The organism is Nitrospirota bacterium, assembly GCA_026387665.1.
In the GTDB taxonomy this organism is placed as follows: domain Bacteria; phylum Nitrospirota; class Nitrospiria; order Nitrospirales; family Nitrospiraceae; genus Palsa-1315.
Genome location: JAPLLG010000002.1, coordinates 83,183 through 106,729 on the forward strand (window position 1 = coordinate 83,183; position 23,547 = coordinate 106,729).

Here is a 23,547-nt window from a genome sequence, read left to right on the forward strand (position 1 = left end):
GATGATCAAGGCTCCGGTTGCCGACATAGGCCGCGCCGTTAGGCTGGCGCTCCAGGAAGACCTCCCGCACGGCGACGTTACAACCGCCGTCCTCTTTCCTGCTCCCGTTCCGGCTCGCGCGCGCATCGTTGCGCAGCAATCGCTGGTGGTCGCAGGACTCGCCGCGGCCATTCATGTGTTTCGCGCCATCGATCCATCTCTCATCCTCTCCATCCACCGCCAAGATGGGGACCTGGCGCAGGATGGAGACTGTCTCCTCCAGATCGAAGGCGATGGACGATCCATCCTCACGGCGGAACGAGTCGCCCTGAACTTTCTTCAACACCTCTCCGGGATCGCCACCTTGACGAGCCAGTTCTGCGATGCCGTTCACGGATACCCCGTCACCATCCTGGATACGAGAAAAACGACTCCCGGCTTGCGAGCCCTTCAGAAATGGGCGGTCCTCCTCGGCGGAGGCACGAATCATCGTCCGTCCCTGAGCGACGGCATCCTCATCAAGGACAATCATCTGGCGCTCCTGCGCCGAACAGCCAGGCCCATCAAAACAGCTTGCCGCAAGGCCAACGCCAGAGCGCCCCGCGGCATGACGGTGATTGTAGAAGTGGAATCCTTGGCGGAAGTGAAACAAGCCCTAACAGAGCAAGTCGATATCATCCTGCTGGATAACATGACCCCAACCATGGTCCGTCAAGCCGTCAAGTTGATCAAAGGCCATGCGCTCGTGGAAGTGTCAGGCGGCATCACGTTGAGCAATGTGCGGGCGATGGCGACAGCAGGGCCGGACCGCATCTCCATCGGCGCCCTCACCCATTCGGCTCCCGCCGCGACGATGAGCCTAGTGCTCGAACCACCGCGCCGGCTTCGCAAGGCGAAATAACGAGTGCAGTCCTCACCTCCCCTCTCGAGAGACACAATCCAGAGCACATTGGCCACCTCATGGCTAGGGCGTCGCATCGAACTGTTCGACAGCCTCCCCTCGACGAACCGGGAGGCCTCTCGCCTCGCACAGGCAGACGTGGAACATGGCACGGTCGTCGTCGCAGACAGCCAGACCGCCGGACGGGGGCGCTTAGCCAGAACCTGGTTTTCACCGGCTGGCGCCAACCTCTACTGCTCCGCCATTCTCCGGATGAAACGTCCAGCTGAGGGCCTCACGGAATGGCTCTCCTGGCTGCCGCTCGTCTCGGCGCTGGCAGCAGCAGAAGCCATCGAGGCGGTTTCGTCTCTCCATGTCTCCGTGAAATGGCCCAACGATCTCCTGATCTCGGAGCGAAAGGTCGGCGGGATTCTCTGTGAAAGCGGTTCCGCTGCAGGCTCAATCCCATTCCAGATTATCGGGATCGGCCTCAACGTCAACGTCGCACAAGAAGACTGGCCGGAGGAGCTCCGCGAATCTGCCACCTCGATCTGGCATGAACAACAACGAACTGTTGACCGCAACCGGCTACTCGCCCAACTCCTCCTCGAACTCGAACAATGCATCGATGAATTGGCCGCTCACGGAACCAGTCGGCTGTCGTTGGCCTATCACCAGCGCTGCTCCACCATCGGACAGAACGTGAAGGCCACCTTGGCCAATGGAGACCAGTGCCTGGGGCGAGCCGAAGGCATCGGCCAGGATGGAGCCCTGATGGTGAAACCGGATGAGCCCCAACCAGGCTCCAAAGCGCCGGAGATCGTTCACTTACGAGTCGCTGACATTATCCACGTGCGAACCTAGCAGACCACTGGCCAAATCACTTACTCGAGACGTACAATAGGCCATGCTTCTCGTCGTCGATATCGGCAACACCAACATTGTCTGGGGCGTCTATGATGACCGCACCCTGGCGGCCCATTGGCGCATCGCCACGGACGTGAAGAAAACGTCTGACGAATACGGCATTCTCTTCGCCAACCTCCTCACGGCGGCAGGAATCTCCGCGCAACGGCTGACCGGCGCCATCATCTCCAGCGTCGTCCCGGCCCTGACCGGAACCGTCGAACAGATGCTCGAGCAATATTTCCATCTGCGCCCCTTGGTCGTGACCTCGGACACAGATACAGGACTCACCATCCGTTACGACAATCCAAAAGAAATCGGCAGCGACCGGCTGGTCAATGCAGCGGCCGCGTACCATAAATATCGCCGCGACCTCATCGTCGTCGACTTCGGCACCGCGACTACCTTTTGCGCCATCACAGCAGAGGGCCAGTACCTCGGAGGCGTCATCGCTCCCGGCCTGGGCATCTCGGCGGAGGCCCTCTTCACCAGAGCGGCCAAACTCGCCAAAGTGGAATTGATCCGTCCCAAGACCGTCATCGGCACAGACACAGCCAGCAGCATTCAATCGGGGCTCTTATTCGGCTATGCGGGGCTAGTCGATACCGTCGTCCGGCGCATGGAACAGGAACTGGGTCGCAGCACCTACGTCATCGGCACAGGAGGGCTCAGCTCCATCCTGGCTTCCGAAGCGACATCGATCCAAAAGATCGAGCCTCTCCTGACCTTAGAAGGTCTGGAACTCCTCTACCGCCGCGCTCAGGGCACCCTCCCCTCTACCATGCAAGTCTAAAAGCCACCGCCACAACGCAAGTAATTAATTTTTCTGGCCCCGTTGACTTCATGAGGCCTGTGGCTATCTCCACACGGACAGAGGAGTATTTCATGGCTGAAGAGCAACAGAACACGAATACAATCGACAACTTGGACAATTCCTCGCAAGCCCCAGAAGAAGCAGGATCAGTCGCAGAGCTTCAACAGGCTCTCGCGGCCAAGGCTGAAGAGGCGAAGGGTTTGAACGACAAATACCTTCGGCTCGCCGCCGAATTCGACAACTATAAGCGATTGACCCAGAAGGACCAGCGGGACCAGATCCGGTTCGGCAATGAGCAATTGCTAAAGGAACTCCTGCCGGTCGTCGACAATCTCGAACGGGCCATCAAGGCCTCACGAGAAGGCGGAAGCAACGAGGTGCTCATGCAAGGCGTAGAGCTCACCCTCAAACAGTTGACGGGAGCCTTGACGAGATTTTATGTCACGCCCATCGAAACGGTCGGCAAACCCTTCGATCCCGCGACGCATCAGTCCGTCACCTCCGTTCAGTCCGAAAGGGTGCCGGAGCAGCATGTGGTAGACGAGTTTCAACGGGGCTATCTCCTGCACGACCGTATCTTGCGGGCCGCCATGGTGAGCGTATCGACGGGCCGGGCTGACAGCTGACCGAGAGTAGACGACACAATCAATTCATCGTACACACATCATCACAGACAGATATAGCTAGGAAGGAGTAGCCACATGGGTAAAGTGATCGGCATCGATCTTGGAACCACGAACTCCTGCGTTTCTATCATGAGCGGCGGTGAACCGATTGTGATCGCCAACGCAGAAGGAGCCCGCACCACCCCGTCCGTCGTCGCTATCACCGAAAAAGGCGAACGCCTCGTCGGGCAGATTGCAAAGCGCCAGGCGATTACGAATCCGGAGAACACCATTTTCTCTGTGAAGCGCCTCATGGGCCGCAAGTTCCGCAGCCAGCAAGTAACCGACGCAGCCAAGCGGCTGCCCTACAAAGTGGTCGACGGCGACAACGGCGATGCCTACGTCGAGTTGCGCGGCAAGCGCTACAGCCCGCCGGAAATCTCCGCCATGATTCTGCAAAAGATGCGGCAGACCGCGGAAGACTATCTCGGAGAAAAAGTCACCGAAGCGGTCATCACCGTCCCGGCCTATTTCGACGACAGCCAGCGTCAGGCCACCAAAGATGCAGGCCAGGTCGCAGGCTTGACCGTCCTCCGGATCATCAACGAACCGACCGCCGCGGCCCTCGCCTACGGCCTGGACAAGAAGAAGGACGAGCGGGTTGCCGTCTACGATTTGGGCGGCGGCACCTTCGACGTCTCCATCCTGGAGATCGGCGACGGCGTGTTCGAAGTCAAGTCGACCAACGGCGATACCTATCTCGGCGGCGACGACTTCGACCAGCGCGTCATGGACTGGTTGGTCGATGAATTCAAGAAGGACCAAGGCATCGATCTCCGCAAGGATCGGATGGCGCTCCAGCGTCTGAAGGAAGCGGCGGAGCGGGCCAAGATCGAACTCTCCTCGTCCCAGGACACCGAGATCAATCTGCCCTTCATCACTGCCGATGCCAGCGGACCCAAGCACCTGGTCATCAAGCTGACCCGCGCGAAGCTGGAGCAGTTAGTCGATGACCTGATCAAACGGTCGATCGAGCCCTGCAAGAAGGCGCTCTCCGACGCCGGAGTCTCCGCGCGCGACATCAATGAAGTCGTCCTCGTCGGCGGCATGACCCGTATGCCGAAAGTCATTCAGGCCGTCAAAGAATTCTTCGGCAAAGAACCGCACCGGGGTGTGAACCCCGACGAAGTGGTGGCGATCGGCGCCGGCATTCAAGGCGGCGTGCTCAAGGGCGAAGTGAAGGACGTGCTGCTCCTCGACGTGACGCCGCTCTCGCTGGGCATCGAAACCCTCGGCGGTGTCTTCACAAAGTTGATCGAGCGGAACACGACCGTCCCGACGAAGAAGAGCCAGGTCTTTTCGACGGCGGCCGACAATCAAACGGCGGTGACCATTCGCGTGTTCCAGGGCGAACGCGAGATGGCGAACGACAACAAGCTCCTCGGCCAGTTCGACCTGGTCGGTTTGCCTCCTGCCCCGCGCGGGATGCCACAAGTCGAAGTGACGTTCGACATCGATGCCAACGGCATCGTCCATGTCTCGGCCAAAGACTTGGCCACGCAAAAGGAACAGTCCATCAAGATCACGGCGTCCGGCGGCTTGAGCAAGGAAGAAGTCGAGAAGCTGGTGAAGGATGCCCAGGCCCATACGGACGAAGATAAGAAGCGGCGGAAAACCGCCGAGGCAAAAAACCAGGCCGACACGCTGATCTACCAGACGGAAAAGAACCTGAGCGAGCACGGCGACAAGATCGCCGCGGAAGACAAGACCAAAGTCGAGGAAGCCGTGGCCGCGCTGAAGAAAGCGATGGAAGGCACGGACCCGGACGCGATCGAGTCTGCCACCCAGGCCTTGACCACCGCCTCCCACAAGCTGGCGGAGGAAATGTACAAGGCGGCCTCCGCCTCGGCTGCGCCGGGCGCCGGCGCCAGCGCGGGAGACGGAGCGGGCGAGACCAAGACGGACGAAAAGGTCGTCGACGCAGAATTCGAAGAAGTAGACAAAGAGAAAAAGTAAGCTAGAATACCGTCAGCAAGACCGAGCTTCGTCAATATGCGGGGCTCGGTCTTGCTGCACTATCACCCAGAGAGATGGCATCCGTGTCCAAGCGCGATTACTACGAAACCTTAGGCGTCGAACGAACCGCCTCCGACGACGAGCTCAAGAAGGCCTATCGCAAGATGGCCCGCCAGCACCATCCCGATCTCCAGACGGGAGAGGCGCAGAAAAAAGTATCGGAAGAAAAATTCAAAGAGGTCAACGAAGCCTACGAGACACTGAGCGATCAGGAAAAGCGCAAACGCTATGACATGTTCGGCCACGCGGGCGGCCAGCAGGGGCCCGGATCTGAGGGATTCGGCGGTGGCGGCGGCTTCGGCGACGCCTTCAACGACATCTTCGAAGATTTTTTCGGGGGCCAGCGAGGCGGTAACCGGGCGGAGCGAGGGAACGATCTTCAGTACAACCTGGAGCTGACCTTTGAAGAATCCGTCTACGGGAAAGATGCCAAGCTGAAAATCCCGCGCTGGGAAGTCTGTCCTGACTGTAAAGGATCCGGCGCCAAAAGCGCCGCCGCGATCAAGACCTGCCCTAGCTGCAAAGGGGCCGGCCAGATGCGATTCCAGCAGGGCTTCTTCAGCATCAGCCGTCCCTGCGGCCAATGCGAGGGAGCGGGACGGATCGTCACAGAGCCCTGCGGCGCCTGCCAGGGCCGTCAACGCACGTACCGGGAACGAACCATCGCCGTCCACATCCCGGCCGGCATCGAATCAGGCATGCGCCTGCGTCTCTCCAACGAAGGGGAACACGGAGTCAATGCGGGCCCGCCAGGCGACCTCTATGTGGCGATCACCGTCAAACCACACCCCGTCTTTCAGCGCCAAGGGCACGACATCCTCTGTGACGTCCCGGTCAATTTCGTCACAGCCGTGCTCGGAGGCAAAATCGAAGTCCCCACGCTGAAAGGCAATACCGTCATCAAGATTCCTGCTGGCACGCAGCAGGATAAGATCCTGAGACTCAAGGGCCTGGGCATTCCCAGCCTCAAGAGCCAGAGCACCGGCGACCAATTATTCGTCATCAAAATTCAGATCCCCACCAAACTGAACGCCCGTCAGAAAGAATTGCTCACAGAATTCGCCAAAGAGAGCGGCATGACGATGGATGAAGGCGGCGACGGCTTCTTCGACAAGATGAAGGCCCACTTCGAATAGCGAGCCATCGCCCCGGCACCCCACTATGTCTACGTTCTTCGTCTCCCCCGACTCCGTCACGCCCCCCACGATCCGCATCACCGGTGACCTGCTCCATCATCTTCGCGACAGCCTCCGCTTGCACCAAGGCACAGTCCTCACCCTGAACGACGGATGCGGCACCCGCTATCGCGTGGAAGTTACCCAGGTCACCGCACAGGCCATCGACAGCCGTATCCTCGACCAGCAGGCCGAGCCGGCGCGCAGCACCTCGCCGATTGTGCTGGGACAGGCCTTGATCAAAGGCGACAAGATGGACTGGGTCATGCAAAAGGCGACAGAGCTGGGCGTCGAGACCCTCGTGCCCCTTCACTGCGCGCACAGCGTCATCAAGCTCAACCCGGAACGGCTTGAACATCAACGGTCCCGATGGGAACGCATTGCGCGAGACGCAGCGCAGCAGTCCGAACGGTGGACGATCCCCACCATCGCGGACCCGCTCGACCTGGCGCAGATCTGTCGACTCTATGCCTCGGCGCCTCTGAAGGCCATCCTCACGGAACGATCCAGCGGGCCGTCGCTCGCCACCATACCCTTACCGCAAGACCATCAGCAGCCGATTATTGTATTGGTGGGACCGGAAGGGGGCTGGGCGGAAGAGGAACAGCGAGTAGCACAGGAGCAGGGCTTCCTCCCTCTCACCCTCGGGCCACGCATCTTACGAGCCGAGACCGCCGCGATCGCCGCGCTCAGCATTCTGCAATCGCGACTCGATGAGCTGGGGAAGAACTAGCGTTAATGGCTGGGGCTCAGGCGAACAATCGTACCTTTTTCTCCGCTCGCCCAACCCTGTGTCCCATCAGGGAACGACAGACCGAATAGCGACACAGTCGCGACAGCCCCCTGCTCAGTCCAAGTAAAGCCGCTATCTATAGTCCGGTAGACCATACCGCGCTCCCCCACAATCCATCCGCTCTGAGGATCAGTAAAGCGCACCCGCAAGAGGTCTGTGAGCTTTGTGCAGGTACGATTACAGGGCAGCGTACGATCGATCCAGTGATCGCCGCCATCGGTCGTTTGGAAAATGGCGCCGGCATTGCCGACAACCCAACCCGTCGAGGCATCGGAGAAATAGACATCGAACAGGGTCACGGCCCCCTGGGTCTCTTGCGGGGTCCAGGTCATCCCGCCATCATTCGTCATCAAAACGGTCCCGACTGCCCCAACCGCCGTCCCATGTTGCGCGGTAAGAAACTGCACGGCGTAGAGAGCGGCACTGGTTTTACTCGCTTGATCAGCCCAATGGGCTCCGCCATTCTTCGTATGGAGAATGGTGCCGTTGCCGCCGACCACCCAACCCTCGCTGGGCGAGACGAACGACAGACCGTAGAAGGGCACCTGGGTATCGACGAATTGCTGCTGCCAGGTCTGGCCCCCATCCTGGCTCCGGCGAATCGTCCCGTTGGCTCCGATGGCCCAGCCCTGCTTCTCATCGAGAAAGAAAACGCCAGAAAGGGTTGCGGTAGTGCCGCTGACGACCTTCTGCCACTTCTTCCCTCCATCGACCGTCTTCACAATGGCGCCGCCTGATCCGACAGCCCAGCCTAGCTGAGGTGTGCGAAAATAGAGCCCCATCAAGAGGGCTTCTGTATGGCTCGCTTGTGGAGTAACCGTCAGAGCCGCGTCAGCAGCCCAGGAGGGAGACGAACACCACAACGCCGCCAACAGCACCGCAAGACATCCTGGCAATCCCTGTCTCACTGGTTAGTATCGGCGTCCGGGCGGTTGTTATTGAAGTAGCCTGGATCTGGCATACCCTTAGCTTCGATGGTGAAGGAGCCAGCCTCCAAGGTCAGCCATTTCTTCATCGTGCAGCAGGTCCCGTCCGGCTGGACATCCCAGGAGCCGCGCCGCACGATGAGCGGGCCTGTGGCCAGCTCATTGAAGAACTCGTTGCGCTTCCCCAACCCGTAGAGATTTCTGTGGGGCACCCGCACGACGATCTCCGTATCGGTCCAGGACATGACCTGCGCCGCGACGTTGCTGAACAGGACCTCCGTCCGCGATACGTTCTCGCCCAACTCGATGTCTTCCCGCCGCTTGTAGGCCCCCTGGTTAAGGCCCAAGTAGGCATGCTCGGCGGTCTTGAGAAACGAGCCGAACCCGGACCCCTTGATCGTGATCAGCTCATCGAGTCCGCCGGACTTCGGGCTGTAGGAGTCGATCTTCGGCGTCACCAGCGTAAAGACTCCCGCGTCAGTTTTGAGAATTTCCTTCGTCGCACAGCACGAACCGTCGGGATTCGGCTTCGTGGCTCCGCGAGAAATCACGACCGGCCCGCTCTTGGCGCTAAACGGCACCCACACATCGATGCGATCGTCCTGCCAGCGATAGATGACGGCGCGAACCCCGCCGATATCGACGCGATTCTCTCCGATATTAAAATCGGTAAAGGCGTAGGGGGTCGAACCGCTTTCCGAATAGAATCCGAAATGTTCGCCGCTGATTCTGAGCAGCGTGCCGATCGGGGCGGCCGGAGGGGTCAAGGCGCTCACTTTCGGCACGTGAACCATAAAGGTCCCGACCGTCCGTTCACGCCCCTGCACAGTCAGAGCAATTGCTCCGGTCTCGGCATCCATCGGGAGATGGACGACGATCGCACTATCGGACCATTGAGCGATGGTGGCGGGATGCCCGCCGAACGTGACCTTGTCACCAGCCCCCTTCGTTGCGCCAAAACCCTGCCCGAAAAAGACGACCTTCGTCCCGATCGGTCCGCTCACAGGATCGACACGGATGCTCGGAATCAGCTTCAGTGGAACCGCATTGCTCACTTTATACTGGACCGGCGCGCAACAGGACCCGTCCGGCAAGGGATCGGACGAGGCCAATCGAACCACCACATCGCCCGAGGCAGCATTCGTGGGAACATCGACTTCGATGATGTCGTCTTTCCAGCGGCGCGGCCTGACGACTACGCCTCCGATCGTCACGTCATTGACCCCGAACATCGTATTCGGATCGCGTGGACCTGCCGTGTTGCCGAAATGCGCACCGGTAATCTGCACCGTATGGCCCGGTTCAATTTCTGCCGGCGTCACTGCGGTAATCGTCGGCTGCATGATTATTAATGTCCCAGCAGACAATTTCCTTTTTCCTGCCATCACTTCAACGGGACCGGACTGGGCCTGGAAGGGTACCTTCACCTCGATCAGGTCTGATTCCCATCGCTGAATCAACGCGGGAAACCCGCCGACGGTGACGCGATTGTTTTGCACAGATTGGAATGAGCCCAGCCCCTTCCCGCCGATCGACAGGGTCGCGCCGGGAACCGCCGTTGACGGATACAGTTCGAGCGAGGACGGAGCCGCCGCAAAGGCGGCAACGCTCACACTGGCCCACAACGTCATCGCACTCACGCCAGCAAGAAACATCTTCATGAGTAGGCTCCTGTCAGGCAAGAAAGAGGCACGATCATCCTGCGCGCGGCGCGAGAAGGGACCACCAAGATACCGCGTAATCGAAGATTCGATCGAACTATAACAAGCGGTTTTTTCGAGAGTCAAGCCAGCGAGCCCGCGCCAGCCGAGGATTCAAAGGGGTTTACACGAAGGATCAGGAGACGGAGAAAATCACTTCGATTTCGACCGCCGCACCGCGAGGCAACTCAGCCGCGCCCACCGCCACACGAGCATGACGGCCTGCCTCGCCAAAGATAGCGACCAGGAGATCTGAGGCCCCGTTGAGCACTTGAGGCTGCTGCACGAACCCTTCCGCCGACGCCACATGCCCGACAACTTTCACCACGCGCGTGATACGGTCCAACGTCCCGAGTTCCTGCTTGACGATCGCCAAGGCATTCAAAAGCGACAGCTTGGACGCCTCCACTCCCTGCTCGACCGTCAGATCCCGTCCAAGCTTACCGGAAAAGACCAACTGCCCGTCACGCATGGGAAGAACGCCGGATAGAAACAAGAGGTTTCCGGCCAGGACCGCCGGCACATAGGTCGCCAATGGTTTAGGCGGCTGAGGCAGTTCGAGCTGGAGTTCTTTCAGGCGTAATTCGAAAGGCATAGCAAAGATCCGTCAATCGTCAACCGTCATTCGATCCACACCGAGCTTTCAGCTCATCCTGCGCGAAGCGCGTTCAAAAAGCTTTCCCCGACCGGAAGCTGATCCCCCTGCAGAGCTTCTACGATGGTATGGCCCAGATCGGCGGCAGAGGCCCTGATGCCGAGATTGACCCCCTGCGCCAGCTTCGGGCCTGTAGCCAAGAGAGGCACATATTCCCTCGTGGGCACCTGATCCGCCTTCATGAGGTCCCGCCCATGATCGCCCGTCAGGACCAGCAGATCGCCAGGGCGCAGTTGTTCCAGCAACTCGGGAAGCCTGCGATCGAAATCGTGGAGGGCTGCCGCCGAATGTGCCGCATCCGGCTCCAGCACATTGAGTCCGGCAACAATCAATCCGCGGGGCGCCTTCTTCAACATCCCCGTGACTTCTGTAAACAGCGCCGTCCAAGGCCCGACCGGAATGGACCGAGTGAAGCCGCGGCCGCTAAAGAGATCGCCGACTTTCCCCGCTCCGATCACGATCTGACCGGCCTGGTTCAGCACATCGATCATCGTCTGGCCCGGCGGCTCGATCACGAACTCACGCGAACGTGAGGCAAACTGCACCGCCCCGGCATCCCCCGTAAGAGGATGGGCTGAAACGCGCCAAATTCCCCAGCGATCCTTCAGTAATTTCCTCGCGTCCCGGCAACGCTGAAAGAACTCGTCCTGGCGGATGGCATTTTCATGCGCCGCCACATGGCAGGTGCGTCGTCCATCAGTCCACACGATCAATGAACCGGACGAGAGATGCTCTGATTCATACTCGCGCAACATGGCGACGCCGGAGGCGCGGCGATTGCCGAGAATCTTCCGGCCGAATGTCTGTTCAAGAATCGCAACCAGCTCGGGAGGAAATCCGTCAGGGTAGAGAGGCCCGGCCATGTCCGTCTGCAAGCCGGCTATTTCCCAATAGCCGACCATGGAATCCACGCCCTTGGAGAGAAATCCGAGGCGCCCGAACGAGCCTTCCGGCTGCCCCATCACCCGCACACCCTTGATTGCCGTGATATGGCCAAGCCCGAGGGCTTCAAGCGTGGGAAGGTGGAGCCCCCCGACCGCATCAGCCAGATGGGATAGGGTATGAGTTCCGGCATCGCCGTAGTCCGCCGCATCGGGCAGAGCCCCGACGCCCAATCCATCGATCACCAGCACAATCACACGATTAATCATCGTCGCACTATACCAGAAGCCTGCACGAGGCTCACCCTTTCCGCTTTGCGGCAGACCATTCGGCCATAATCGCCAGACTCGCGCTGGTGCCGATCCGATCCGCGCCTGCCTCCAGCATGGCCAACGTGGTCTTCCAGTCTCTGATTCCTCCGGAGGCCTTCACCTTGGCCCGGCCTGCCACCGTCTCTTTCATCAGCCTCACATCCTCAACCGTGGCGCCGGACGCGGCAAACCCTGTCGAGGTCTTGACATAGTCCATCCCCGCCTCCACCGCCAAACGACAGGCTGTGATCTTTTCCTCGCGCGTCAGACAGCAGGTCTCCAGGATCACTTTATGCTCGACCCCTTGAGTCGCCTGCACGACCTCGGCCATGTCGGTCCTGACCAGGTCGTAGTCGCCAGATTTAAGCCGGCTCACGTTAATCACCATGTCGAGCACCTTGGCTCCGCGGGCAACGCCTTCAATAGCCTCCGCAACCTTCGTCGCCGTCGTATGGCCTCCCAACGGGAATCCGACTGGAATCCCAACGCGAATATTCGTGCCAGCCACAGCCGCAACCGCCTCATCGATATAACAAGGCGGCACAAAGATCACAACGAAGCCGAACTCTTTCGCCTCCAGGCACAGCCGAAGCACATCGGCCTTTGTCGCGTCAGGGCGCAGCACAGTGTGGTCCAATAGCGTCGGCACGTTCCAGTCCTGTGTTGTCATCATGCCACCCTTATAACAAGTCCTGGATCAGAGATGAAGAGGAAAGCGCGGAGGCAGGATAAATGGTTCGCGAAGGATGGGGGACTTCCCTGATGGCAAGCCCTTTGCCGGATGCTCAAAAAGGCCGTCCAGCCATCCGTGAGACGTGAAAGGTTTCAGAGGAAGCGTATTCGGCAGTCCGACGTTTTATGTTTTACGGTTCACGGTTGCTGGAAAGAATTTCTGCAGCATTCGGCTATAGGCGCGGGGAGGAAACTTTTCTGAACGGCCGCTTCTGATACTTCTCCACGGCCTGATTGTGCTCGACGAGCGTTTTCGAGAACTGATGCGTGCCATCGTTCTTCGACACGAAATATAAGGCACGCGAATCGGACGGATAGAGGGTCGCGCGAATCGCTTGAATGCCCGGATTGGCGATCGGTCCAGGCGGCAAGCCCTTGACCCGATAGGTATTGTAGGGGCTGGGGTTCGATAGGTCTTGCTTGTGTAAATTTCCGTCGAATGCCGGCAAGCCATAAATGACGGTCGGATCGCTCTGGAGCGGAATGTGCTGCTTGAGCCGGTTGTGAAACACCGCAGCAATCTCCGGCCGCTCGCCTCCCGAGCCTGTCTCCTTTTCGATGACGGAAGCGAGGGTCAACACTTCGTGCATCGTCATCTTGAGTTCCTGCATCCGAACGAGGAGGTCCGGCCCGACGACCTGCCGTAACTGCTCGACCATCGTCGTCAACACCTCGCGCGCCTTGACGGTGCGAGGGAACCTATAGGTATTGGGATAAAGATAGCCTTCCAGCGTGTCCGCCTTGATCCCCAGCGACGCAATAAAGGCCCGATCCTTCGCCAGCCGGAGAAACTCCGCCTGGTCCGTGAGGCCCTGTTGCGAAACCAGGTTAGCAATTTGAAGGAGCGTGAGCCCTTCAGGGATGGTCAGGGGATGAAGCATCACTTGGCCGCTGAGCAGCTTCGAGAGAATCTCCGCCGGGGTCATGCCGGCATTGAGCTCATATTCACCGGCGTGAACTTTCCGGTCGGCAGATTGGGACTTCGCTAAAATGACAAAGACAGAACGGCTCTTGATCAACCGTTCGCGTTCCAGCATCGCGGCCACTTGTTGAAACGGCGCGCCTTCCGGGATGAGGACGACTTTCGAAGGGGGGTGCTTCTGCGTGGGAACAGCCGGGCCTTCAGCCCAGCGAATCGTCTGATGCACGGCGACGCCAAGAGCGACCGTTGCGACCAGTAGAAGTCCGAAAATGATCCGTCGGTTCATCATGCGGTTCCATCGTTTCCGTATCGGAATCTTCATCCGCCCAGCCTTCCGACCTCTGCTTCGGCGCCGGCTCAAGGCTGGCCAGATAACTCTGGAGTAAAATCGAGGCGGCGATGCGATCGATCACACCCTTCCGCTTTTTCCGGCTGACATCGGCTGCGATCAACAGGTCTTCCGCCGACTTCGTCGTCAACCGCTCGTCCCACAGAATAACCGGCACGGGCACACCCGCTTCTAAGCGGGCCTGGAATTCTCGCATCGCCTGGATCGCCGGCCCTTCGCGGCCATCCAACTGCAGCGGAAACCCCAACAAAACCTGCTTTACCTCATAAGTCGCAACGAGAGCGGCAATATGGGCGATATCCCGATCCAATGTGCGCCGAGTGAGCGTCTCCAGCGGTTGAGCGGTCCAGCCCAGCTCGTCGCTCAGGGCCACCCCGATCCGCACGGTGCCATAATCGAGCGCAAGAACCCGTTTGCCGTCCTCCATCAGTCTACCGCCCCAACGTCCGTTCGACCAGCCCAAAGACCTTTTCCAACGCCGTATCCAGGCCGGCCGGATCCTTCCCGCCTGCCTGCGCCATCTCGGGCCTGCCCCCGCCGGTCCCGCCGACTTCCACCGCCATCTCTTTGATGAGATCGCCCGCCTTTAGCTTGGCAATCAGATCCTTCGTGACAATGACCAGCAACGACACCTTGCCGTCGTTGGCGGCTCCGAGAGCCACAACCCCGCTCTTCAATTTATCCCGCAACTGATCGGCCAAGGCCCTCATGCCATTCACATCCAACCCGTCGGTCCGCTGCACATGGACCGATACACCGGCGATCGTTCTGGCCGAAGCTTCGACCGCGGAACCGCTGGCCATTTTCAATTTCAGCTCTTCCAGCTCTCGTTCCTTGTCCTTCAGCTGCGTCAGGACCTTGCGAGTCTTCGACACCAGTTCGGACTGGCCGACCTTAAGCAGATCAGACAGTTCCCGGACATCGGTTTCCAACTTCTTCATCTGGGCGAACGCCCCACGGCCGGTCTGGGCCTCGATCCGGCGCACGCCTGCTGCAACACCGGTCTCTGACTCAATTCTGAACAGGCCGATGTCCCCTGTCTGCCGGCAGTGCGTACCGCCGCAGAGTTCTTTACTGAAAGATTCGACCGTCACCACCCGCACCTGCTCGCCGTATTTATCGCCGAAGAAGGCCAGCGCCCCCTTGGCCACCGCATCCTGAATGCTCAGCACCTCGGTCGTGACCTTCTCGTTCCTCCGCACCTCGTTGTTCACGACCGTTTCGATCTCGTCGATATCACGGGTGGAGAGGGGTCTGAAATGGGCGAAGTCGAACCGCAAGCGATTCGGCCCGACGAGCGACCCGTACTGCTTCACATGAGGGCCCAGCAAATCGCGCAAGGCTGCATGGAGTAAGTGGGTGGCTGTATGGTTCCGTTGCGCATCCTGTCTCGTGGTGGCATTGACGGTCAGACGCAGCTGCTCGCCCTCGCGAATCCGCCCTTTCGTGACGGTCCCCTTATGCAGAATGACAGTCGGCACAGGCCTCGTGGTTTCTTTGATCTCCACCTGCCCGTCCTGCCCCATCAGCAGGCCCTGGTCTCCGACCTGTCCGCCGCCTTCCGCATAGAAGGGCGTGACATCCAGGACCAATTCAACCTCATCGCCTTCCGCGGCTTCCTTGACCAGCCGATCGCCTTTGAGAATCGCCTGCACGAGGCTCTCGCTCTCCAGCCGATCATAGCCGACAAACTTAGTTACCCCCAGACGGCCAGCCAGTTCCGCAATAGCCGGGCGAGCCGTTTCCTGCTCAAACCCGCCGGTCTTGCGCGCGCGAGTCCTCTGCTCCTCAATAGCCTGGTCGAACCCCGCCTCATCGAGCGTCATCTCCTGCTCGCGGCAGGCCTCGCTCATCAAGTCCATCGGGAATCCATAAGTATCGTACAGCTTGAACACATCGGGGCCGGTCAAGGCCTTCTGTCCGGCCGCACGGGCCTTCGCAATCAACTCGTTCAGAATCGGCAAGCCCTGTTCCAGCGTGGCGATGAATCGCTCTTCTTCGCCTCTCGTCGCTTCGGCAATCGTCGCAGCAGCTCCCCGAACCTCTGAATAGACCGGACCCATCTGGTCCACAACCGCTGCCGTCAATTCGTGGAGAAATGGCTCGACGATGCCCAGCAGCCTGCCATGACGCGCGGCCCGGCGCAGAATCCGGCGCAGCACATAGCCGCGGCCCTCGTTCGAAGGCAAGACCCCATCGGCCATCAAGAACGTGATGGCGCGAAGATGGTCTGCGACCACGCGCATCGACCGGTCGGTCTGGTCCTTCGCTCCATACTGAATCCCCGCCCTGGCAGCCACGGCGCTGAGCAGGGGCGTGAACACGTCACTGTCGTAGTTGCTGTAGACGCCCTGCGCCACTGCCGCCAGCCGTTCCAATCCCATGCCCGTATCGATGCTGGGCTTGGGGAGAGGATGAAGCGTGCCTGCCGCATCCCGATTGAACTGCATGAAGACGAGATTCCAAATCTCGATGACGCGGTCGCCCTCCCCGTTCGGACGATCATCGCCCGGCACAGACGGTCCCTGGTCAAAGTGAAGTTCCGAGCAGGGGCCACAAGGGCCTGTGTCACCCATCTGCCAGAAGTTGTCCTTCTCACCGCACCGCATGATGCGTGAGGGCGACACACCCAGCTTCTTCCACAGCTGCTCCGCGTCGTCATCGTCTCGAAAGACCGTGACCCACATCCGGTCCTTGTCGAGACCGACCGTCTTAGTCAGAAACTCCCAGCCGAACAGGATGGCCTCTTCCTTGAAGTAGTCGCCGAAGGAAAAGTTCCCCAACATTTCAAAGAACGTATGGTGCCGTCTGGTATAGCCGACATTTTCCAGATCGTTGTGCTTACCCCCGGCGCGCAGACATTTCTGCACCGTGACCGCCCGCTTGTAGGCGCGCGTTTCCTCGCCGAGGAAGACCCGCTTGAACTGGTTCATCCCGGCATTGGTAAAGAGCAACGTGGGATCGGCTTGAGGAATCAAGGCGGAACTGGGCACGGCCTGATGGCCATGCTGTTCGAAATATCGAATAAAGGCTTGTCGTAACTCCTGAGTGCTGTTCTTCATGTCCCCTAACTTTCCTCTCGCAGCAGCGGCCCCATCACTGTGTCAATCGTGTCTTCGTCAAAACCTCGTTGACTCAACAATCTCGCCAATCGGCCAAGCGTCTGAGCCAAACTGCTCTGTCCAGCCATCGCCACCACTTGTTGCGCGAGGTCCTGCTCGCTCACCTTGCGATAGGCGGCCCGCACCGCCGTCTGCACGATCTGTTCAGGACAACCAGTGGCGAGCAGTTCTTCTTGCAGGCGCGCACGGCCCATCGGCATGCGGGCAAGCCGCCGCTCGACCCACCGCGCCGCGAAGGCCGCATCGTCGAGGTATTTCAACGACGCCAGCCGTGTGATCGCGGCGCGGATCTCCGAGGGAGAGGCCCCCTTCGCCGCGAGCAACCGTTCGATCTGAGCCGTCGTGCGATCGCTGCGGGCCAGAGCCCGCACCGCAAGCTGCAGCCACTGATCGGGAGACGGTGTCGCCTGAACTGTGACGCGCCTACTCACCAGCCAGCTCGTCAGCAGTTACGCGCCAACCTTGTGCGGTCGCTTGTCCTCAGTCTTTTTCTCGTCCTTCACCGGCGCGGCAGCAGCCTTCTCAGCCGTACGCCCGGGCAAACAAGCCAGGTCGCGCAGCTTCCCTTCAATCTCACGAGCCAGGGGCTGATTGCTCAACAGAAAGTCCCGCACGGCGTCGCGTCCCTGTCCGAGCCGCTCGCCTTGATAGGAATACCAGGCCCCGGACTTCTCCACCACTTTCTTCTCGACCCCGAGATCGACCAACTCGCCCATTTTCGAAATCCCCTGCGCAAACAGGATGTCGAACTCCGCCTGCTTGAAGGGAGGCGCCATCTTGTTCTTCACCACCTTCACGCGCACGCGGTTGCCGGTCACCTCTTGCCCATCCTTGATCGACTCGATGCGCCGGATATCCAGCCGCACAGACGAATAGAACTTGAGCGCGTTGCCGCCTGTGGTCGTCTCCGGATTGCCGAACATTACGCCGATCTTCATTCTGATTTGATTAATGAACACCAAGGTCGTCTGCGACTTGGAAATCGCCGCCGTCAACTTGCGAAGCGCCTGCGACATGAGCCTGGCTTGCAGCCCCATATGGGCATCGCCCATTTCGCCTTCAATCTCGGCTCTCGGTACGAGGGCTGCGACCGAGTCCACCACGATCACATCGATCGCTCCGCTGCGGACGAGCGTCTCGGCAATTTCCAGCGCCTGCTCGCCCGTATCAGGCTGCGACACGAGCAGATCATCCACCTGCACGCCCAACTTCTTGGCATAGCCCAAATCCAGCGCATGTTCCGCATCGATAAAGGCGGCGGTGCCGCCGGCCTTCTGCGCTTCTGCAATGACATGGAGAGTCAATGTCGTCTTGCCCGAGGACTCGGGACCGAAAATCTCGATCACCCGGCCGCGGGGAAGCCCGCCGACGCCCAGGGCGATATCGAGTCCGAGCGATCCGGTCGAAATCGCCGGAATATCCACCGGGGCATCGGCCCCCCCCAACTTCATAATGGCCCCCTTCCCATATTGTTTCTCAATTTGGGACAGGGCCAGATCCAGCGCGCGCTTCTTATCGTCTTTTTCAGCCATAGGTGCTCCTCTTGTGTATGGAGAGATCAAGAGATTATACCCAAATTACGAGAGAGAAACCTAGCAGAGAATCGCCGGATAATATGGGGTAAAGAGGGGGTAACTCCGCATGTTCACGCGATTTCCTTGACGGGCAACAGGGATCGAGATACAGATAGGACCATGCCTTCAGCGCTCGTGCCCGATACCACCAACCAGAAACCGACGGTCCTGATCATCGACGATGAGGCAGCCCCCCGCGCGGCCCTCACCCAGATCCTCAAACAAGACTTCCACATCCTAACTGCGGAGAATGCTCATGCAGCCCTGGCAGTCCTCAACGATCACGGCGTCGACCTCGTCACGCTGGACCTGAAACTGCCAGACCGTTCCGGATCGGACCTCTTGACGGACATCAAACGCGCCCATGCGGAGATCGAAGTCATCATGGTCACGGCCTACGGCTCGCTCCAGACCGCGATGGACTGCATCAGACACGGAGCGGCCGGCTTCCTCTTGAAACCGTTCAATGCGTCAGAGTTATTGGCCATTTCCTTGCAAACGGCGCAAAAGAAACAACGGCTCGACCAATTACGCCCGATCCTGATCAACTCGGCGACACTCTGGGGCCCGGAGCCTGCCTGCACGAAAGCCTGGGAAACCCTCGTCGCCGACTACACAGCCAGAAACCGCAAGGGATCCCTCTCCACCTCGCAGAGCGAGGAGACCTCACCCCTGGTCCCCCTGATCTCCGACCTCTTAGAGGCCAAGGACCGTCACCTCCTCAATCATGGAAGCCGCGTCAGTTTCTATTCGACGCTGGTGGCCAATCGGCTCAGCCTCCCCCTCGCCGAACAACAATCACTCGCCCTTGGCGCACTCGTGCATGATCTCGATTTGATCAGCATCCCGGGCCGCCACACGCTGAGCGGGGAAATCGACCGGCAGACTCACCGGCCCGACCTCGGGGCGAGGATGGGCCGAGCGATGGGACTCTCCGCCGATGCCGTGCAGATCATCGCCCTCCATCACGAACGATGGGACGGCACAGGCTTCCCCTTTGGATTGGGAGAAGAACGCACGCCGTTGCTCGCCCGCATTGTCGGCATCGCCCAAGCGTTCGACGACCTGACCACCGAAAAGCCGGAACGAACAGCCCTCCCTGTCACCGAAGCCCTGGAACAGATCCAGCAGCAAGCAGGCACAGCCTTCGATCCGACGTTGACCGAGCTCTTCTGCCGCATCATGCGCGAACAGCCGCCTCAGAACTGACACAGCCCTCCTCGCCTAAGCCGAACCGTACGGCCCAACAACAACGCCACAGAACCAGCGACTCATCCCATAAGGTTGCAGTCGGTTCCCCACCGTTCCTGGTTTTCCTTGCCACCCCGCCATACTGCTCTATACTTGGCAGGCACAGATGAACAGTCGCCCCGAAGGAGACTCGAGATGGCCAAGATCGACGATTTCTTTAGAATGATGGGGGAGCACGGCGCGTCCGACTTGCACCTGATCGCCGGCCAGCAGCCCGTGATGCGGATCAACGGTGAGTTGGAGCGAGTGGCCGGGCAAGGAGTGCTCGTCCAGGACGAACTCAAGCTGCTGCTCTACGAGATCACGCCTCCCGCCAAAAAAGAGCATTTTGAGCTGACCGGCGATGTCGACTTCGGCTATGAGATTTCCGGCTTCGCCAGATTCCGCGCCAACCTCTTCAATCAAAAATACGGCTGCGGTGCCGTCTTCAGAAAAATTCCCAATCAGGTCCTGACGGCCGAGGAATTAGGCCTGCCGCCGATCCTGACCCGATCGGCCATGCTGAAAAAAGGCCTGGTCCTGGTCACGGGCCCAACAGGAAGCGGCAAATCCACCACCCTGGCGGCGATCATCGACTACGCCAACAAAAACAGGAAAGACCATATCCTGACCGTCGAAGATCCCATCGAGTTCGTGCACCAGAGCCAGGGCTGCATCGTCAACCACCGGGAAGTCGGCATCCACACGCAATCGTTCGGGGCCGCCCTGCGTGGCGCCTTGCGGGAAGATCCGGACATCATCCTGGTGGGTGAAATGCGCGACCTCGAAACCATTCGGCTGGCCGTGGAAGCGGCTGCAACCGGGCACCTCGTGTTCGGGACACTGCATACAGAAAACGCCGCCAAAACGGTCGACCGGGTCGTCGAAGTATTCCCGCATGGGGAGCAAGCGCAAATCCGGAACACCCTATCGACGGCGCTCCGGCTTGTCGTTGCGCAAAATCTGTTCAAGCGCATCGACAAAAAGGGCCGCTGCGCAGCCCTCGAAATTCTGGTCTGTACGGCGGCCGTATCCAACCTCATTCGTGATTCAAAAACGGTTCAAATCGCATCGATCATGCAGACGGGCAAAGCGCTCGGCATGCAGACGCTGGACGATGCCATTCAGGAGCTCTTGAATAAAAAATGGATTGCGCCAGAAGAAGCCTACGAGAAATCGATCGACAAGAGTCGCTTTGCCAAACTACTCAGCACACCGCCCGATGCCTTGCAATGATCAGCCCCTCGCCTGAGAGGGGCCGAGTCCCATGGCCGGACAGAGGCCATCCACACAGAATGCCTCATTCTTGTTATGCTGCAAAGCAGACCCCGAACAGGTCTCAGCCCTGGCCGATGCATGCATGACATGTGATGGACGATGAAGATTTACGAGCATAGCGATCCTCAGTCCTTACACCCCCGATCCCACCCTTGGACCGACAGCGCATCAGATCCAACCCACCGGTATTACGATTTTCGCACGAGCCCTGAACTTATCCGGTCGTCGATTGAAGATATGCAGGCATGGAGCACGTACCCTGCAACCGAGACCTTCTATCGGCTCCTGGAGTGGCTCAATGGGCCCACGTCGGCCTTCGAGTCCAATGACTCTGCCTTTAGCGGCGCGGCGGCCAACACCAGCGCTCAATCCTCCCAGCGTTTGCAATGTTCCGGCCGTCTGATGATTCTCTACCGTGACCTGGCATTGAATACAGCACCGGCACAGATCGGCTGGCTGACCAATGCCACAGCCCATGCCTTGAGACAAACCGACCCGACATTCGAATCGGGTGCCATTGGCGCCACGATCATGTCGGTTCGATTTACGACCCTGCCTGGGCCGACGGCCCTGCAAGATGGCCAGCAGCTGATGTTGTCGTTTTGGGCTTGGGGAGAAGACGAGCCTGAGGTGATGGCGAATCTGGATCGCACCTTTGCGAATATGACGGCTGTCCTTCGAAGACTATCCGATGAGATCAGCCACCCGTCGCCTACTGCCGTATCGGACAATTAACCCCGCAGCCTCACGTCCCACAGTTTCGTATAGACCGAGCCGGTCGGCTTCAATTCACTCTGCATCAAAACCACCCGGTCCACCGCCAGCTGGCCCAATGACAACGGCAGATCCAGCAACCCGCTCTTGGCCAGCGCGGTTCCAACATGGCGCTCCCCCATCTTGATCCTGGCCAAGGTCAGATGAGGGCTGAAGGGTCTCGGCTCGCGAAGAAAGCTCAATCCTTCACAAGCCTGCTCGATCGCGCTATGGATCTCCGCGACTCGTTTTGCATCGGAACCATTTTCCCACTGCTCCGATGGCCCGGCCCACAATACACGAGGGCTGTCCGGACGAGGAAACATGCCAAGCCGCTCAAGCGGCACGATCACAGCCACCTGACTGCCAATTGCCTGTTCAACCGCCACCCGCAACGGATCAATCACCTGCTCATCCATGTCGCCCAGGAACTTGAGCGTGAGATGGATCGAGTCCGGCTGCGCCCAGGAGATGCGCGTGCCTCGCTTCAGCTCCGGCTCAATTCGACGTTTCAATTCCTGTTGGAGAGTGGCCAGTTCGGCCCGCAAACCATGAGACAGTTCGACGGCAAGGAAGGCACGGATCACGTCCGCTCCCGATCCAGCAGCCAACGGCGCAGGAGATCCAGTGCTGCTTGTGACGAGCGCTGCTTGATAACATTCCGATCGCCGTGAAATCGAAACTCTTTCGTAATTGGCAGGCCGACTCCCCCATCCAACCCGATATAGACCAGCCCGACCGGCTTGGTCTCGGTCCCGCCACCTGGCCCCGCAATGCCGGTGACGCTGAGTCCTACCGACACCTTGGCTCGCTCGCGAATGCCGCAGGCCATCGCCGCTGCGACCTCCCGGCTCACCGCTCCCTGCCTGGCAATGAGATCAGCTGGCACACCCAGCATCTCCGTCTTCGCCCGATTGCTGTAACAGACGACGCCACGGTCCAGATAAGCGGAGGAGCCGGCTACTTGAGTGAGGCGATGGCCGATCAAGCCACCAGTACAAGATTCCGCCAGCGCGATGGTCAGCCCCCGTTTCGCCAGTTCCCGCCCGACGACCTCTTCCATCGTGTCGCGCCCCTCGGCAAAGAGCCACTCGCTGAGCCGTGAACGGACTCCGTCTGCCAGCTTCTGCAGCAGATCAGGATGCTTCCCCCGAGCCGGTTGATTCCCTTTCGTCGTCAGCGAAACAAGCACCGCCAAGGGCGAGACAAGCAGCCCCAAATCGACCGGTGAGCCTTTCGGAACGAGTCCCTTCAACTTGGCATCCACGTCCGCCTCCGCCAGGCCGAACGTATGAAACAGCAGCCGAGCGATCGGAGCCCGCGGAACCAGGCCGGACGATGCAGTAGCAGCGCGCAGCAACGGCAGGACTTCCTGCTGCATCATCGCTTCCATTTCCCTCGGCACGCCAGGCAAAGACACGATCAAGGCCTTCTTCCAGGTCAGACAGAATCCCGGCGCAGAGCCGATCGGATTATTCAGAACGGTGGCGCCGGAGGGAATCAAGGCCTGGCGCAACTGCGCAGTGCTGGCGGTGCGACCCCATTGCGCGAGTCGGGAGGTCATCCCCTCCAACGCGGCCTTGCGCCGACCGAGTCTGTGCCCGGTCGCGGCAGCCACCGCCTCTCTCGTGCAATCGTCCACCGTCGGGCCAAGCCCGCCTGTCATAATAATCACCCGGGCCCGCTTCGCGGCTGTGTGAATGGCCGTGACAATGTCCTGCTTCTCATCCCCGACGACCGACTTGAAGCGAACAGCGATCCCAAGCTTGCCGAGTTCGTCAGCCAGAAAAATGGAATTGGAATCGGACCGGCCCCCAATCAAGAGCTCGGTGCCGATCGCGATGATTTCTGCGTCAAGTCGTTGAACCATAAACGCCTTAGCTGA

At 59.7% G+C, this 23,547-nt stretch carries 21 protein-coding genes and 1 pseudogene; 10 read left to right on the plus strand and 12 right to left on the minus strand.

Annotated features, from left to right (window positions below; all coding sequences use genetic code 11):
• The first annotated feature begins 1 nt into the window (after position 1).
• From nadC to NT179_00545, 7 genes are all read left to right on the plus strand, one after another.
• On the plus strand, positions 2-880 hold the full coding sequence (gene nadC / locus NT179_00515; protein ID MCX5720499.1) for a carboxylating nicotinate-nucleotide diphosphorylase: 879 nt from the start codon (positions 2-4) through the stop codon (positions 878-880).
• Between the two features lie 48 nt (positions 881-928).
• Positions 929-1,723 (plus strand): biotin--[acetyl-CoA-carboxylase] ligase, encoded by a 795-nt coding sequence (locus NT179_00520; protein ID MCX5720500.1) that lies wholly within the window; start codon positions 929-931, stop codon positions 1,721-1,723.
• Between the two features lie 43 nt (positions 1,724-1,766).
• Complete coding sequence (locus NT179_00525; GenBank protein MCX5720501.1) at positions 1,767-2,558, plus strand: type III pantothenate kinase; 792 nt, start codon at positions 1,767-1,769, stop codon at positions 2,556-2,558.
• A 92-nt stretch (positions 2,559-2,650) separates the two neighbouring features.
• Complete coding sequence (grpE, locus tag NT179_00530) at positions 2,651-3,205, plus strand: nucleotide exchange factor GrpE (GenBank protein ID MCX5720502.1); 555 nt, start codon at positions 2,651-2,653, stop codon at positions 3,203-3,205.
• 75 nt (positions 3,206-3,280) lie between these two features.
• Positions 3,281-5,200 (plus strand): molecular chaperone DnaK, encoded by a 1,920-nt coding sequence (gene dnaK, locus NT179_00535; protein ID MCX5720503.1) that lies wholly within the window; start codon positions 3,281-3,283, stop codon positions 5,198-5,200.
• Between the two features lie 74 nt (positions 5,201-5,274).
• Complete coding sequence (dnaJ, locus tag NT179_00540; protein MCX5720504.1) at positions 5,275-6,396, plus strand: molecular chaperone DnaJ; 1,122 nt, start codon at positions 5,275-5,277, stop codon at positions 6,394-6,396.
• A gap of 25 nt (positions 6,397-6,421) precedes the next feature.
• Positions 6,422-7,168 carry a 16S rRNA (uracil(1498)-N(3))-methyltransferase gene (locus NT179_00545; protein ID MCX5720505.1) on the plus strand — a complete coding sequence of 249 codons (747 nt, stop codon included), beginning with the start codon at positions 6,422-6,424 and terminating at the stop codon, positions 7,166-7,168.
• A 2-nt stretch (positions 7,169-7,170) separates the two neighbouring features.
• Here NT179_00545 and NT179_00550 read toward each other — a convergent pair whose 3' ends face one another.
• From NT179_00550 to recA, 10 genes and pseudogenes are all read right to left on the minus strand, one after another.
• The gene (locus NT179_00550; protein ID MCX5720506.1) at positions 7,171-8,124 is read right to left on the minus strand and encodes a YCF48-related protein; all 954 of its coding nucleotides are present in this window, start codon (positions 8,122-8,124) and stop codon (positions 7,171-7,173) included.
• Between the two features lie 8 nt (positions 8,125-8,132).
• The gene (locus tag NT179_00555) at positions 8,133-9,815 is read right to left on the minus strand and encodes an IPT/TIG domain-containing protein (protein ID MCX5720507.1); all 1,683 of its coding nucleotides are present in this window, start codon (positions 9,813-9,815) and stop codon (positions 8,133-8,135) included.
• Positions 9,816-9,990: 175 nt separating this feature from the next.
• The gene (locus NT179_00560) at positions 9,991-10,449 is read right to left on the minus strand and encodes a RidA family protein (GenBank protein ID MCX5720508.1); all 459 of its coding nucleotides are present in this window, start codon (positions 10,447-10,449) and stop codon (positions 9,991-9,993) included.
• A 53-nt stretch (positions 10,450-10,502) separates the two neighbouring features.
• Complete coding sequence (locus tag NT179_00565) at positions 10,503-11,660, minus strand: phosphopentomutase (GenBank protein ID MCX5720509.1); 1,158 nt, start codon at positions 11,658-11,660, stop codon at positions 10,503-10,505.
• 31 nt (positions 11,661-11,691) lie between these two features.
• Entirely contained in the window at positions 11,692-12,372 is a 681-nt protein-coding gene (deoC, locus tag NT179_00570) for a deoxyribose-phosphate aldolase (GenBank protein ID MCX5720510.1), read from the minus strand.
• Positions 12,373-12,607: 235 nt separating this feature from the next.
• On the minus strand, positions 12,608-13,645 hold the full coding sequence (mltG, locus tag NT179_00575) for an endolytic transglycosylase MltG (protein ID MCX5720511.1): 1,038 nt from the start codon (positions 13,643-13,645) through the stop codon (positions 12,608-12,610).
• A gap of 79 nt (positions 13,646-13,724) precedes the next feature.
• Positions 13,725-14,132 (minus strand): annotated as a pseudogene (gene ruvX / locus NT179_00580) (Holliday junction resolvase RuvX).
• 4 nt (positions 14,133-14,136) lie between these two features.
• Positions 14,137-16,767, minus strand: a complete 2,631-nt coding sequence (alaS, locus tag NT179_00585) for an alanine--tRNA ligase (GenBank protein ID MCX5720512.1) — start codon at positions 16,765-16,767, stop codon at positions 14,137-14,139.
• A gap of 5 nt (positions 16,768-16,772) precedes the next feature.
• Complete coding sequence (locus NT179_00590) at positions 16,773-17,258, minus strand: regulatory protein RecX (protein MCX5720513.1); 486 nt, start codon at positions 17,256-17,258, stop codon at positions 16,773-16,775.
• Between the two features lie 18 nt (positions 17,259-17,276).
• Positions 17,277-18,359: a recombinase RecA gene (gene recA, locus NT179_00595; protein MCX5720514.1), complete on the minus strand. Its 1,083-nt coding sequence runs from the start codon at positions 18,357-18,359 to the stop codon at positions 17,277-17,279.
• A gap of 162 nt (positions 18,360-18,521) precedes the next feature.
• Between recA and NT179_00600 the strand changes: the two genes are divergently transcribed.
• From NT179_00600 to NT179_00610, 3 genes are all read left to right on the plus strand, one after another.
• The gene (locus NT179_00600; protein MCX5720515.1) at positions 18,522-19,610 is read left to right on the plus strand and encodes a response regulator; all 1,089 of its coding nucleotides are present in this window, start codon (positions 18,522-18,524) and stop codon (positions 19,608-19,610) included.
• Positions 19,611-19,787: 177 nt separating this feature from the next.
• Complete coding sequence (locus tag NT179_00605; protein MCX5720516.1) at positions 19,788-20,867, plus strand: type IV pilus twitching motility protein PilT; 1,080 nt, start codon at positions 19,788-19,790, stop codon at positions 20,865-20,867.
• Between the two features lie 141 nt (positions 20,868-21,008).
• Positions 21,009-21,644 carry a hypothetical protein gene (locus NT179_00610; GenBank protein MCX5720517.1) on the plus strand — a complete coding sequence of 212 codons (636 nt, stop codon included), beginning with the start codon at positions 21,009-21,011 and terminating at the stop codon, positions 21,642-21,644.
• On the opposite strand, the gene thpR is transcribed toward NT179_00610, so the two are convergent.
• Complete coding sequence (gene thpR / locus NT179_00615; protein MCX5720518.1) at positions 21,641-22,249, minus strand: RNA 2',3'-cyclic phosphodiesterase; 609 nt, start codon at positions 22,247-22,249, stop codon at positions 21,641-21,643. The genes NT179_00610 and thpR overlap by 4 nt on opposite strands.
• Positions 22,246-23,532, minus strand: a complete 1,287-nt coding sequence (locus NT179_00620; protein ID MCX5720519.1) for a competence/damage-inducible protein A — start codon at positions 23,530-23,532, stop codon at positions 22,246-22,248. Before NT179_00620 ends, thpR begins: the two co-directional genes overlap by 4 nt.
• Positions 23,533-23,547: the final 15 nt, after the last annotated feature.